Below are 13247 nucleotides of genomic sequence, written 5' to 3' on the forward strand. Positions count from 1 at the left end.
TCCCGCCCTCTCGGCGGCGGTGGCGTCGACGGCTCGCATTCCACACACATGGAAGCGCGGCTCGCCATCCCCGCTTTCAGTGTGTACAGTCGGTGCTAAGATGAGCGTGGAAGCGAACGGGGCCCGGTGGCCCTCCCGGTCTTCAAAACCGGTCGCTCCCCGCTTTGCGGGGGGGCTGGGTTCGACTCCCAGGCGCTTCCGCCACTCGACTCGCGAGCGGGAACTGACGATGGCCGGAGCGCTCGCTCGTGGCAAGCCACTCGACTCGGCTTGCCGAATCGAGCGATCCGGACTTCCCTCCAGCCGCGCCCATGGAGAGTGGTCCTGAGCGAGCACAAGGATACAGGCGAGTCGAAGGGCCAGACATGGCGCCTGTCACCACTCCCTGCTTCGTCTACGTCCTCCTCTGCTCCGACGGCACCTACTACACCGGGTGCACTGCCGACCTGCGCGACCGCGAACGGGTCCATAACGAAGGACATGGCGCGGTTTACACAGCGTCGCGTCGGCCAGTTCGCCTGGTCTACTCGGAACGCCACGAATCATGGCCCACCGCTCGAGAGCGTGAAGCCCAACTCAAAAGATGGTCGCGGGCCAAGAAGCAGGCACTGGTCGATGGAGACAGTCGGACACTCCACGTGCTCGCCAGACGACAACGGCGTTGATCCGATCTCTCCCTTCATCATCGCGCAAGATCAGAGACAGTTCGCGTCTCCATGTGCTTGCCAAGCGCCGACGCCGTTGATGTGACCTTTGCTTCATCAGACCACATCCGCAGAATCCTGCAAGGGCGAGCTGTCCCCGGGACCACCTACTGCGAGTATCCGTGGAGGTCCAGGCTAGTAGCCGGCGACCGCCGAGAGGACTTGGTCGACCGACACGTCGAGCACCATCTCAAGTCCTCGTTTCGGTGGCGCGTGGCCCTTCAGTGAGCAACAATCGCACGTGACATTCCAAGCAACGTGATGCCTCGACGAAGGAGATCCGCTCCGAGTAGGAGAGGTCGCGACACGACTGCAGGTCTCACCTTGGCTGTCTCCGCCGTTTCCGGCTTCGTGCCACTTGAGGATTTGCGCCGACCTCGGTCCGGTGGTGGAGGCATTTCGGACCCGGCTGCTGACGGGGCGAGCATCCGTATGTCTGGTTGGAACTGACGCTGGCCGGAGAGGTCGCTCATGGCAGGCCTTTCGACTCGGCCCGTGCGAGGGTCGGCGAACAATCGGGCCGAGGCGAATGGCCCTGAGCGACCTCGGTGCGCGAGTTCACGCGTCCTCGCGAGCCGAGGGGGGGGCGAAGGACGTCTGAGCGTTGGGCTCTGGGCCCTAACCTCTGGCCGAGGCGCTCTCACGCGCCCAGCGGTCGAAGCACGCCAGCACCGACCCGGTGTCCGACAAATCCTGCAGCGCGGCGTCCGGCCCGGCGGCCTCGAGCGTCGCGACGTCATAGCCACCCGTCGCGACCGCCAGCGTCCGCGTTCCGTTCACCCGACCGCAGGCCACGTCGAGCGGCGTGTCCCCAACGACGACGACGGCTGACGGTGGGAGGTCGGGCATGCCGCGCTCCCGCGCCCGCGCAAGAGCTACCGCGACGAGGCCGTTCCGATCGGGCGCGTCGTCGCCAAAGGCTCCCGTGCCGAACCAGCCCCACAATCGAGAATGGTCGAGCTTGAGCTTCGCCGTAGCCGGGTAGTTGCCGGTCAGGAGGGCCGTCGTCGTGCGCGGGCGTCGGGCCAGGGCGCCGAGCAACTCGACCACACCGGGCAGGACGCACGATGACACCGGCAATCGGGCAAGCTCTTCGGAGAGACGCTGGATGTAGGTCGACCTGAAGCGGTCGATGAGCTCGCGACTCTGCTCAATTCCACTCTTCGCCAGCGCGTCGGCCAGGATGACCGCGTCGGTCCGGCCGCGGAGCGGTATCCCGTCGAAGCCGTTCTCGACGTGGCAGACGTCGGTGAACGCGCGGGAAAACGCCCGTCCCCCCGCGCCGCCGGTGAAAATCAGCGTGCCGTCGATGTCGAACAGCACGAGCTGGTGCTGCCTGCTGTCGTCCGCCATGCAGAGACAGAGTACTACGACTCCAGGCTGATGTTGTTCGCGCGTGGCCCCTTGCTCGAGGGCTCCTCGTCGAAACTCACCTTCTGGCCCTCGTTCAGTTGGTCGAATACACCCTGCGCCACGGCGCTGCGATGGAAGAACCACTCCTGGCCGCCATCGTCGCGAATGAACCCAAACCCACGGTCACGGACGAGTCGCTTGATCGTTCCGTTCGGCATCCCGATTTCCTCCGGTCGGCGCCCTCGCATCGAGGCTCGATGTGATGTATCAAGTTCCGTTCCAGGAGCCCGCTCAGCCCTGGGTGCGTCGGTGCTCGCGCGAATTCGTCTGGTGGCCATCACCTGCGGTGCCGACCGCTCGTCAACTGTGTATTGTTCTCTACGTACACTGCAGCGAAGCTGTGCAGCCGGCAGGAAGCACCCTCAACGGCGCCAGAACCGCCAGCCGCCAGCGGCACGAAGGTCGCCCGTCGCGGCGCGCCACGCGAGCGCGCGCGTGGCGACCAGGGAAGGAAGGTTGGCGTCGGTCGTGACCACCAGGACGGCCAGGCGGCGGTCCGTCGCCACGTGACGAAGCCCCGCCGCAAACTTCACGAGCTCCGCGTGTTCCAGGCCGGCGCTCGGATGTTCGACGATGAGGATGTGCGGGCCGAGGGCGAGGGCGCGTCCGAGCCGGACTGCAAGGCGCTGGCCGGACGTCGAGTGAGAGAGCGGCAGATCGAGGGACGAAGGATCGAGACCGACCTCGGCAGCGAGAGCCTCCACCGCGCGCCGAGTGTCCGGGCCGAGGGGGTCGAGATCGAGTGTGAGCGGCACGGCGAGATTCTGGGCGACGGAGAGTGCGTCGAGCAGCACGACCCGTTGGTTGACGATCCCGAAGCGCTCGAGGAATGCGAGCCACTCGTCGTGGCCCGACAACTCGCTGGTGGCGCGGCCATCGATTCGTACCTCGCCCTCGTCGGGCAGGATCGTCCCGGTCAGCAGATCCGTCAGGACGGCGGCTGCCACGTGATCGGGACCGGCGATCGTCACGATCTCGCCCCGATCGATCGCCAGCGCACGCACGCGAAGCGGACGGAGGCCGCCGTAGGCTTTGACGACGCCGGTGATGGAGATGGCGGACATTTCTTCGGCTCTCGGCTCGCGGCCTTCGGCTCTCAGCTCTGGGCTCTGGGCGACAGTCTCGATCATATAGAATCTGCACCGGGCGGTTCAGCCCCTCGATGCACAGACCCGGCAACGCGTCCGTGCCCGCAGGACCTTGCGCGGAGCGAGCACGATGGCCGCGGCGCGGATAGCACGATGCGGCCGAACTGCGGGTCGAAGCGCTCAGCAGGAGAACATCGTCATGGCAACGTCAGCAGATCTCCGGGTGGCCGTGATCGGCTACAGCCTCGCGGGAGAGGTCTTCCATGCGCCACTGGTCGCGACGACGCCAGGGATGCGACTGGTCGGGGTCGTCACCGGGAACGCGGAGCGCGCGCAGCGGGTGCGTGATCGCTACGGTGACGTCCACGTGTTCCCGACAGCCGCTCGCCTCTGGGAACGTGCGCGCGATCTCGACCTGGTGGTCGTTGCCTCGCCGAACTCGACGCACGTGCCGCTCGCGCTGGACGCGCTCGCCGCGGGGCTGTCGGTCGTGGTGGACAAGCCGTTCGCCGCGTCGGCAGCCGATGCCCGCCGGGTGGTGGACGAAGCGGGCCGTCGCGGCCTGCTGCTCACCGTTTTCCAGAACCGGCGATGGGATGGCGATTTCCTGACCGTGCGGCGGCTCGTCGAGGATGGCCGTCTCGGCACCATCACGCGGTTCGAATCGCGTTTCGAGCGGTGGCGGCCGACGCCGAGGATCGGCTGGCGCGAGAGCAGCGAACCCGCCGATGCCGGCGGCGTGCTCTTCGATCTCGGGCCGCACCTGATCGACCAGGCCCTGCAGTTGTTCGGACCTGCCACGGCGGTCTACGCCGAGCTGGATCGGCGCCGGCCGCACGTCGTCGTGGACGATGACGTGTTTGTCGCCCTGGTGCACGAGTGCGGCGTCCGGTCGCACCTGTGGATGAGCGCCGTCGCGCCGCAGGCCGGTCCGCGTTTTCGCCTGCTCGGATCGCAGGCTGGCTACACGAAGTTCGGCCTCGATCCGCAGGAGGCCATGTTGAAGGACGGCGCGCGGCCCGGTGACCCGGGGTACGGTGAAGATCCGGAGAACGTCTGGGGAGTTGTGGTGGACGGCGAGGGCCGGACGGCCCGCGTGCGGACGATCCCTGGCTCGTATCGAACGTTCTACGAGGGCGTGGCTGCCGCGCTCCGCACCGGCACGGCGCCGCCGGTGGACCCACTCGATGCCGTGGCCGGCCTGGAGATCATCGAGTCGTGCCGGCGGATGACCGCCCGCACGGAGCACCTGTCGTCGTGATCGTCATCGGAGACTCGCTGCCAGCTCGGCACGCTGCCTCAGTTCGTCGAACGCCTCGACTGGCAGCGTGACGGACCCCGGGCGTTCGGGCCCGTGCGACGGGTCGCCGTGATAGTCCGAGCCGCCGGACATGGCCAGCCCCAGCGTTCGCGCCACGTCGCGATAGTGCGCGGTCATCTCCGGCGTGTGCTCGCTGTAGTACACCTCGAGGGCGTCGAGGCCGGCCGCGGCCAGCTCGTCGATCCACTCGTCGTGACCCACCAGTCCTGGATGCGCGAGCGACGCCAGCCCCTTCACGTCGTGGATCAGTGAGATGACCTCGAGAGGCGACGGCGCGCGGCGCGGCACCCACGCGGCGCCGCCCTCGGTCAGATACAGGTCGAACGCCTCCCGCATGCTGCGGACGTGGCCCGCGCGAACGAGCGCCCGGGCGAGCAGTGGACGGCCGATCCAGCGGGCGTCGCTTTCCGCGTGGCTGCGCAGCACCTCGTCGGCGTCGAGGACCAGGCCAAGGTCCGCGAGACGCGCAATCATCTCGCCCACGCGCCGGTGTCGGTCCTCGAGCTGCGTCTCGAGAAAGCCGGTGAGACGCGGCGATCGGTGATCGAAGAAGTAGCCGAGGACGTGGAGATCCGAACCGTGATGGAGGGAGGTGATCTCGATGCCCGGCACGCACATCAGGCCTTCGGCCGCGCACGCCGCTTTCATCCGGTCCAGTGCAGCCACGGTGTCGTGGTCTGTCACGGCCACAACCGTGAGCCGCGCGCGCCTGGCCGCAACGGCGAGATCCTCCGGGGTGGCACGGCCGTCGGACGCCGTCGTGTGCAGGTGGAGGTCGATCACGCGCGGGCGCGAACCGTCTTCGCGGGTCGTCGGCGGCGTTTTGCCTGGCCCTGCCGGCGTTCCAGGGCGCGATACTCGCGGATGAGGAGTTCGAGATGATCGCGCTCCTCGTCGGCGAACTCGAGGAAGATCTGCTTGCCCTCCGAGTCCTCGAATCGCTCGCCGTAGCGCTTGAAGAACCGATGCGACGTGCGCTCGCAGCGGATGCCAATCATCAGGGCCTGGAGATCATCGACGCCGCGAGCAATCTGCTCGGCGCCCGCCGCAAACAGACCGTTGGCCGCACCCTTGAAGAACAGGAACGTCGGCCTCGACTCGAGCCGGGGATCCTGCGCCAGCAATCGCTGGTAGCGATGCTCGAGCTTGCCCAGGTGTTCGCGCTCCTCCTCGGCCAGCCGGCGGAGCACGGTGCGTCCCCGCGCGTCGCGCGTCGCCCGGGCGGCGCGCGTGTAGAACTCGAAGCCGCTGCGCTCGGTGGCGATGGCAATCCGCAGAGCGTCGCGGGCGAACAGCAGTTCGGTGGTAATCGCGTCGGCCGGCGCGGTGCGCCCGGTCCGGCACTCCTCGCACGTCCCGTAGATCTGCAGCACGCTCTGCCTGGCCGCGAAGTTGCGCGCCGAGGCAATTTCCTCGATCAGCGCCTCGATGTCGGAGCTGAGGAATTCCGACGACCGGTTGCAGGTCTTGCAGATGAGGTGGAAGTGACGCGGGTGCCTGTAGGAGTGCTCGAAGCGGAACCGGCCCTCGCCGAAGTCGACCTTGCGCGCGATGCCCGCCTCGACCATCCACTGGAGCGCACGGTAGACGGTCGCCCGACTGATTCGCTGATCCTCGCGGTGAATCAGATCGTACAGATCGTCCGCGCTGAGGTGACCCTCGTGGCGGAGGAACACGTTGAGGATGAACTCGCGCTTGCTCGAGCGTTTGCTGCCCGCCGGGCGCAGACCATCGACATCAGCGAGAGTATGAGTCATGGCAGTTGCGGTCCTCGAATCGGCGGACGCGCGGACCCGCAGCCACGGTTTCCAACCGGAACCGCAACTGCCCGATCGGAATCAGTGGCCGCCGTCTTCGTCCGTGGTGAACGACTGGCCGCACCCGCAGGTGGACACGGCGTTCGGGTTCCGGATCGTAAAGCCTCCGCCCGAGATATTGTCCACGAAATCGACCTCGGCGCCCTTCAGGTACCGAACGCTGATCGGATCGACGTAGAGTTTCACGCCGTTCGATTCGTACACCTGATCGGTGGTGCCTGGCTCCTCTTCGATCATCAGGCCGTACTGAAAGCCCGAGCAGCCGCCGCCCTGGACGAAGACGCGCAGACCCGAGTTCAGCTTGTTCTCCTCGGCCAGCAGTTCGGCGATCTTGGAGGCCGCCGTGGACGACACGTTGATGATCGATATCGTTTCGTTGGTGGTGGTGGTCATGGTTGTTGGGGGGTCTCCTTTCCGCGATTATAGCGGCATCTTTGGGGCCAGACAAGCCGCGCGCCAGGACAACCACGGAGCATGACGAGACACTAAACCATTACAACACATGGTGTTAGGAGAAATACGGACAAGTTTGGACGGGTTGAAAATGAGGGCGCGAAGGGGCGGGCCGAAACCCGCCCCACCGCGGCTACGCCAGCGTGGCCAGCTGCTGCCCGGACGCCGTTTCCACGTCCTTGTGCAGGCTGTGCCCGTGGCTGTCCATCGTGACGATGACCGGGAAGTCACGGACCTGCAGGTGCCACATCGCTTCGGGCACGCCGAATTCGAGAAGCGACACGTCGGTCACCTTCTCGACGCACTTCGCATAGAACTGCGCCGCGCCGCCGATGGCGCTGACATACACCGCGCCGTGATCCTTCAACGCCGACAGCGTCTTGGCGCCCATGCCGCCCTTCCCGATGACGACCCGGATGCCGAACTTGCGGATGACTTCGCCCTGATACGGTTCCTCGCGCGCGCTCGTCGTCGGGCCGGCGGCCATCATCTTCCAGCCGTCGCCGTCCTTGAGGACGACCGGGCCGCAGTGGTAGAGGACGCCGCCGTTCAGGTTGACCGGTGGATCGTGCTTCATCAGGTGCGAGTGCACCGAGTCGCGTCCGGTGTACATCATCCCGTTCAACAGCACGACGTCGCCGACCTCGAGGGCGCGGATCTGATCCTCCGAGATCGGTGAGGTGAGCACCACTTCCTTCCCGGTGCGTGTGAAGCCGGCTTGATCGAGCATCGGCACCACCGGGTGTGACGGGTCGCGGTAGATCCACCGACGGATGGAGCCGTCCTTCGCGTCGAGCACGATGCCCAGTCGGCGGAACGCCCAGCAATCGTAGGCAACCGAGACGAAGAAGCAGGCGGGCAGGCGGTTGAGCATGCCCACCTTGCAGCCGATGAGCGATGTCTTGCCGCCGAAGCCCATGGTGCCGACTCCGAGGACGTTGACCGTCTTCATGATCGTCGCCTCGAGCTCGGCCAGCTTCGGGTCGGGGTTCACGTCGTCGAGCGTTCGAAAGAGCTGCCGCTTCGCGTGGAGGTAGCCGCTCGCACGGTCGCCGCCGATGCAGACGCCGACCGCGCCCGGGCTGCAGCCCTTGCCCTGCGCCTGCCAGACCGCGTGCAGGATGCACTTGCGGACCCCCTCGAGGTCGCGATCGGCGCGGCCGAGGTGGGCCAGTTCGCACGGCACCGAATACTGGATGTTGGTGTTCTCGCAGCCGCCCCCCTTGAGGAGCAGCTTCACTTCGATCTCGTCCTGCTCTCCCTGTTCGAAGTGAATGACAGGCGAGCCCGGACCGAGGTTGTTGCCGGAATTCTTCCCGGTGACCGAGTCCACGGAGTTCGGGCGCAGTTTGCCCCGGCGCGTGGCTTCGGCAATCGCGTCGCGGATCTGTTGGGCCATCCACGTCTGGTTGGCGCCAACGGGCACCTTGATCTCGAAGGTGGGCATGCCAGTGTCCTGGCAGATTGCGCCCTCACCTTCGGCCGCCTGATCGATGTTCTCGGCGATGATCGTCAGTGCCTGGGCCGATTGCGTGCCTGCGGGTTCGCCATCGAGGGCGGCTGCGACCGCGGCCCTCACATCGGGCGCGAGATCGGTGGACGTCTTGATGATGAGCTCGAGGATGCTGCCGAAGAAGGCTGGTAACATGGCGAGAGTATAATACCGACAGGCTCCATGTCGTACCGGATTGAACGCGATCCACTTGGCGAGCGACCGGTGCCGGCCGGCGCCTACTACGGCATCCAGACCCAGCGTGCCGTCGAGAACTTCCCCATCAGCGGCCTTCGCCTTCCGAACGACTTCATCACGGCGACGATCCTGATCAAGCGTGCCGCCGCGCGCGCAAATATCGAGGTGGGCCGGCTCCCCGCGCGGATCGGCGAGGCGATCGTGCGAGCGGCGGACGAGATTCTCGCGGGACAACTGCGAGACCAGTTCGTCGTGGACGTGTACCAGGCGGGCGCCGGCACGTCGCACAACATGAATGCGAACGAAGTGCTGGCCAATCGTGCCGCAGAGCTGCTCGGAGGCGCGCGAGGGACGTACGATCTCGTGCACCCGAACGACCACGTCAATATGGGCCAGTCCACCAACGACGTCTTCCCGACCGCCACGCGGCTGGCGCTGCTCCTCGGTCTGACGCCTCTCGTCGCCGCCGCCCGCGGCCTGGCCGCGGCATTCGGCCGCAAGGCGGAGACGTTCGAAGACATCCTTAAAGTCGGCCGCACGCACCTGCAGGACGCGGTGCCGATGACGCTCGGCCAGGAGTTCAGTGGGTACCACGGGTGTCTCACCATTGCCGCGGACGAAGTCGAACGCGCGGCGGCCGGACTGCGCGAGTTGAATCTCGGGGCCACGGCCGTCGGGACCGGACTCAATGCGGGTCCGGAATTCGTGGACCGCGCCATGTCGCACCTGCGCGGGGTCACCGGACTCGATGTCGTGCCCGCGACCAACCGCTTCCGTGTCACGCAGAGCATGGGCGACGTGCTGTCCTACTCGGGAGCGGTGCGCCGGCTGGCCGTCGAACTTGGAAAGATCGCGAGCGATCTGCGGCTGCTCAGCATGGGGCCGCGCGCCGGTCTTGGGGAGATCACCCTGCCCGCCGCCCAGCCCGGCTCGTCGATCATGCCAGGGAAGGTCAATCCATCCGTCCCGGAGATGGTGAACCAGGTCTGCTTCCAGGTGCTCGGGTGCGACGCCACCGTCGCCGCGGCGTGTGAAGCCGGCCAGCTCGAGCTGAACGTGATGATGCCGGTCATCGCCTGGAACCTGCTCCATGCGACCACCATCCTGCGCGCGGCGATGCAGGCGCTGCGCGAGCGGACGGTGGAGGGAATCGAAGCAAACCCCGTGCGTTGCCGTGAACTGCTCGATCGGAGCACGGCCATCGCCACGGCCCTGAGCCCGTACATCGGCTATGCCGCGACTGCGGAAATCGCCAAGGCGTCGGTCGCGTCCGGCAGACCCATACGCGACCTCGTGCTCGAACGAGGCTTGCTCGACGCGGACGCGCTCGATAGGATCCTCTCGCCGGCGGCTATGACCCGGCCCGGTGTCGCCGGCACATCGCTCTGATCGACCATGTTGTCCTTTTCTCGATGCGCTCGTGCGGCGCTCGTCCTCGCGGTCGTGGCAACGGCTGTTGCGTCGGCCCAGAACCGCCACGGCGTGGGACTGTTCAATCCCACCGATCTCGGCCTGCTCGAGAGCCCCGACCGCGACAACTGGCAGAAGCCCGACCAGATTATGGACTCGCTCGGAATTGCCGACGGCGCCAAGGTCGCAGACGTCGGCGCGGGCGGCGGCTACTTCACGGTGCGGCTCGCTCGCCGGGTCGGTCCGAACGGCACGGTCTGGGCGGAGGACGTGCAGGCGGCCATGCTCGAGGCGATCAAGCGCCGCGTGGCCAAGGAGAACCTGCGTAACGTACGCTACGGGCAGGGCACCGGCGTCGATCCCCTGCTGCCGGCTGGCACGCTCGATGCCGTCCTCATCGTCGAGACCTACCGGGAGATTCAGTACGGCAATCCGCTGCTCTTCCTGCGAAACGTGCGCGCGGCACTCCGCGAGGGCGGACGCCTGGGCATCGTGGACTACAAGAAGGGCGATGGCGGCCCTGGCCCGGACGGCGCGCGGCCGGATCCGGACACCATCATCGCCGTGGCCGAACGCGCCGGGTTGCGCCTCGCGAAGCGCGAGAGCTTCCTGCCGTTCCAGTTCTTCCTGGTCTTCGTGAAGTGACGGGGCGCGGCCGCCTCTCCGCCTACAATGTCCCCATGAAGGTGGCACTCACGATCGCAGGCAGCGATTCCGGCGGCGGCGCCGGTATCCAGGCCGACATGAAGACGTTCGCTGCGCACGGCGTCTACGGCACGAGTGCCATTGCCGCCGTGACCGCACAGAACACGCTGGGCGTGACGGGCTTCATCGCGCTCCCGGCCGACATGGTCATCGCGCAGATGGAGGCCGTGGCGTCCGACATCGGCGTCGATGCCGTCAAGACGGGCATGCTGGCCAACGCGGCCATCGTCGAGGCCGTGTCTGCGGCGATCGACGAACTCGAACTGCCGTTCGTCGTGGTCGATCCGGTGATGATTGCGAAGAGCGGCGACCGATTGCTCGAGCAGGAAGCGGTCGCGGCAATCAAGACCGAACTGCTCCGGCGGGCGTTCGTGGTGACACCCAACGCGCCGGAGGCGGGGGAACTGGCCGGGATGACCGTCCATTCCGCTGCCGACGCTCGTGAAGCGGCCCGACGAATCCACGCGCTTGGACCGAATGCCGTCATCATCAAGGGCGGCCACCTGGACGGCGCCGAAGTGGTCGATTTGCTCTTCGACGGCCGGGAGTTCACCGAGTTCAGGGGGCCGCGGGTCGAGAGCCGCAACTCGCACGGCACGGGCTGCACCTTCTCCGCGGCGCTTGCGGCCAATCTCGCCCTCGGCCACTCCCTGGCCGACGCGACCCGCCGGGCGAAGGATTACGTGGTCGGCGCCATCCGGCACGGCCTGCCGATCGGGCACGGGCACGGTCCGATGGATCACTTCTGGAGGGGCCTGCCGGCTCGGTAGGCACTTTGTGGTTGTATCCGGGGCCGTATCCCGCCGCAGGCTATACTTGTGGGGTGGCTGACCGCGTCGTCGCTATCGGATCTGAGCCGCTGGATCCCGCCGAGGTGGTGCGCCTCGTGTCGGAGGCTGAGCCGGGCGGGCCATCGGCTGCCAACGGCGCGATCGTCACCTTCATCGGCACGGTCCGCGGTGACAACCAGGGACACCGCGTCCTGCGGCTGGAGTACGAAGCGTACGAGCCGCTCGCGCTCCGCGCGTTCCGCCTGATTGTGGGCGAGACGAGCGGGCGCTGGCCGGGCGCGCGCGTGGCGTTCCACCACCGCACGGGCCGAGTCGAGCTTGGCGAGGCGAGCGTGGTGATTGCGGCCTCGTCGCCGCATCGCGCCGAGGCGTTCGCCGCGTGCCGCTACGTGATCGAGCGCATCAAGCAGATCGCGCCGGTCTGGAAGCGCGAGTACTTCGAGGGCGGCGACGTGTGGATCGAAGGCGCCACCGCTGACCCGGACGATGAGCGGGCGCGCGAGGAGGCATACCGGCGATCATGCGCGTGAGGATCAGGCTGTTCGGCCGTCTCCACGATCTCGCCGGAGCCAGCGAGCTGGACCGGGATGTTCCCGGCGAGGCGACCGTCGGCGAGGTGTGGGCCTTGCTGGTGGCCGACGCGCCGGCGATTGCGCCGTATGCTCGCGCCGTGTCAGCGGCGGTGAACGCCGATTTCGCACGAATGACGACCAGGCTGGCCGACGGTGACGAGGTGGCGTTCCTGCCGCCGGTCTCCGGCGGTCGCGCATAGACAGCATCATGATCGACAAACTCCGTTCCGTCGAAGCGCGGTACAACGACCTCATGGCCAGACTCGCCGACCCGGCCGTCCAGGCCGATCCCGCGCAGTACCGGACGAGCGCCAAGGCGCTCTCCGAGATCGAGCCGCTCGTCGAGAAGTTCCACGAGTTCGAGTCCGTGTTGACGCAGATCGCGCAGGCGCAGGACCTCGTCAGCGGCAGCGACCCGGACATGCGCGAACTCGCGCACGAAGAGCTGAAGCAACTCGAGGCGAGGCGCGACGAGCTCGACGCCGAGATCAAGGTGCTGCTCCTGCCGAAGGACCCGAACGACGAGAAGAACGTCATGCTCGAGATCCGCGCCGGCACCGGCGGCGATGAGGCCGCGCTGTTCGCCGGCGAGCTGTTTCGGATGTACATCCGCTTCGCCGAGAGCCAGGGCTGGCGCGTCGAGGTGCTGTCGAGCAGCGAGAGCGGAGTCGGGGGCCTCAAGGAAGCCATCGCGGTGATCGAGGGGCGCCGTGTCTACAGCCAGCTGAAATACGAGAGCGGCGTGCACCGGGTGCAGCGCGTTCCGGCCACCGAGGCGAGCGGCCGCATCCACACCTCGACCGCCACCGTGGCCGTGCTGCCGGAAGCCGAGGAAGTGGACATCCAGATCGACGCGAAGGATCTGCGAATCGACACGTTCTGCTCGAGCGGCCCCGGCGGCCAGAGCGTCAACACCACCTACTCGGCCGTCCGCATCACGCACATCCCGACCGGCCTCGTCGTCAGCCAGCAGGACGAGAAGTCGCAGATCAAGAACCGGTCGAAAGCCATGAAGGTGCTCCGCTCGCGTCTCTACGAGATGGAGATGCAGAAGCAGCAGGACGCGATCGCCAAGGACCGACGCAGCCAGGTCGGGACCGGCGAACGTTCCGAGAAGATCCGCACCTACAACTTCCCGCAGAGCCGCATCACCGACCACCGGATCAATTTCACCACTCACCAGCTCGTCAACGTGCTGAATGGTGACCTGTCCGAGCTGATCGATCAGGTGGTATCGCACTTCCAGGCAGAAAAACTGAAGGAGGCAACGGCGGTTCAGTAAC

14 protein-coding genes and 1 tRNA gene are annotated in these 13247 nt (G+C 67.0%); 8 read left to right on the forward strand and 7 right to left on the reverse strand.

The features are described 5' to 3' along the window. Nucleotides 1-108: 108 nt before the first annotated feature. Nucleotides 109-204, forward strand: a tRNA-Sec gene (locus tag VGK32_13060). A 1118-nt stretch (nucleotides 205-1322) separates the two neighbouring features. On the opposite strand, the gene VGK32_13065 is transcribed toward VGK32_13060, so the two are convergent. The 3 genes from VGK32_13065 to VGK32_13075 all read right to left on the reverse strand — a co-directional run bounded on the left by VGK32_13065 (nucleotide 1323) and on the right by VGK32_13075 (nucleotide 3181). Beyond that, nucleotides 1323-2057: an HAD family hydrolase gene (locus VGK32_13065; GenBank protein ID HEY3382697.1), complete on the reverse strand. Its 735-nt coding sequence runs from the start codon at nucleotides 2055-2057 to the stop codon at nucleotides 1323-1325. Nucleotides 2058-2071: 14 nt separating this feature from the next. After that, on the reverse strand, nucleotides 2072-2275 hold the full coding sequence (locus tag VGK32_13070; protein HEY3382698.1) for a cold shock domain-containing protein: 204 nt from the start codon (nucleotides 2273-2275) through the stop codon (nucleotides 2072-2074). 204 nt (nucleotides 2276-2479) lie between these two features. Continuing rightward, nucleotides 2480-3181, reverse strand: coding sequence for an ATP-binding cassette domain-containing protein (locus VGK32_13075; GenBank protein ID HEY3382699.1), 702 nt, complete (start codon nucleotides 3179-3181; stop codon nucleotides 2480-2482). Between the two features lie 223 nt (nucleotides 3182-3404). On the opposite strand from VGK32_13075, the gene VGK32_13080 reads away from it, so the two are divergent. Next, entirely contained in the window at nucleotides 3405-4466 is a 1062-nt protein-coding gene (locus VGK32_13080) for a Gfo/Idh/MocA family oxidoreductase (GenBank protein HEY3382700.1), read from the forward strand. A gap of 3 nt (nucleotides 4467-4469) precedes the next feature. Here the strand turns inward: VGK32_13080 and VGK32_13085 are convergent, their stop codons facing one another. The 4 genes from VGK32_13085 to VGK32_13100 form a co-directional block, all read right to left on the reverse strand. Continuing rightward, nucleotides 4470-5309 (reverse strand): PHP domain-containing protein, encoded by an 840-nt coding sequence (locus VGK32_13085; GenBank protein ID HEY3382701.1) that lies wholly within the window; start codon nucleotides 5307-5309, stop codon nucleotides 4470-4472. Next, entirely contained in the window at nucleotides 5306-6283 is a 978-nt protein-coding gene (locus tag VGK32_13090) for a transcriptional repressor (GenBank protein ID HEY3382702.1), read from the reverse strand. The genes VGK32_13085 and VGK32_13090 overlap by 4 nt, the downstream gene beginning before the upstream one ends. 81 nt (nucleotides 6284-6364) lie before the next feature. Further along, the gene (gene erpA / locus VGK32_13095; GenBank protein HEY3382703.1) at nucleotides 6365-6736 is read right to left on the reverse strand and encodes an iron-sulfur cluster insertion protein ErpA; all 372 of its coding nucleotides are present in this window, start codon (nucleotides 6734-6736) and stop codon (nucleotides 6365-6367) included. A gap of 193 nt (nucleotides 6737-6929) precedes the next feature. Then, nucleotides 6930-8444, reverse strand: a complete 1515-nt coding sequence (locus tag VGK32_13100) for a FumA C-terminus/TtdB family hydratase beta subunit (protein HEY3382704.1) — start codon at nucleotides 8442-8444, stop codon at nucleotides 6930-6932. Nucleotides 8445-8471: 27 nt separating this feature from the next. Between VGK32_13100 and VGK32_13105 the strand changes: the two genes are divergently transcribed. From VGK32_13105 to prfA, 6 genes are read left to right on the forward strand one after another with little or no spacing between them, the layout of a single operon-like run. After that, a complete protein-coding gene (locus VGK32_13105; protein HEY3382705.1) occupies nucleotides 8472-9875 on the forward strand; it encodes an aspartate ammonia-lyase in 1404 nt (467 codons plus the stop codon). 6 nt (nucleotides 9876-9881) lie between these two features. After that, entirely contained in the window at nucleotides 9882-10541 is a 660-nt protein-coding gene (locus VGK32_13110; GenBank protein HEY3382706.1) for a class I SAM-dependent methyltransferase, read from the forward strand. A gap of 35 nt (nucleotides 10542-10576) precedes the next feature. Beyond that, nucleotides 10577-11371 (forward strand): bifunctional hydroxymethylpyrimidine kinase/phosphomethylpyrimidine kinase, encoded by a 795-nt coding sequence (gene thiD / locus VGK32_13115; GenBank protein HEY3382707.1) that lies wholly within the window; start codon nucleotides 10577-10579, stop codon nucleotides 11369-11371. A gap of 53 nt (nucleotides 11372-11424) precedes the next feature. Then, on the forward strand, nucleotides 11425-11922 hold the full coding sequence (locus tag VGK32_13120; GenBank protein ID HEY3382708.1) for a molybdenum cofactor biosynthesis protein MoaE: 498 nt from the start codon (nucleotides 11425-11427) through the stop codon (nucleotides 11920-11922). Continuing rightward, nucleotides 11913-12164, forward strand: a complete 252-nt coding sequence (locus VGK32_13125; GenBank protein HEY3382709.1) for a MoaD/ThiS family protein — start codon at nucleotides 11913-11915, stop codon at nucleotides 12162-12164. Before VGK32_13120 ends, VGK32_13125 begins: the two co-directional genes overlap by 10 nt. An 8-nt stretch (nucleotides 12165-12172) precedes the next feature. Next, nucleotides 12173-13246, forward strand: coding sequence for a peptide chain release factor 1 (gene prfA, locus VGK32_13130; GenBank protein ID HEY3382710.1), 1074 nt, complete (start codon nucleotides 12173-12175; stop codon nucleotides 13244-13246). Nucleotide 13247 lies beyond the last annotated feature (1 nt).

This window comes from Vicinamibacterales bacterium, assembly GCA_036504215.1.
Lineage (GTDB): Bacteria > Acidobacteriota > Vicinamibacteria > Vicinamibacterales > Fen-181 > FEN-299.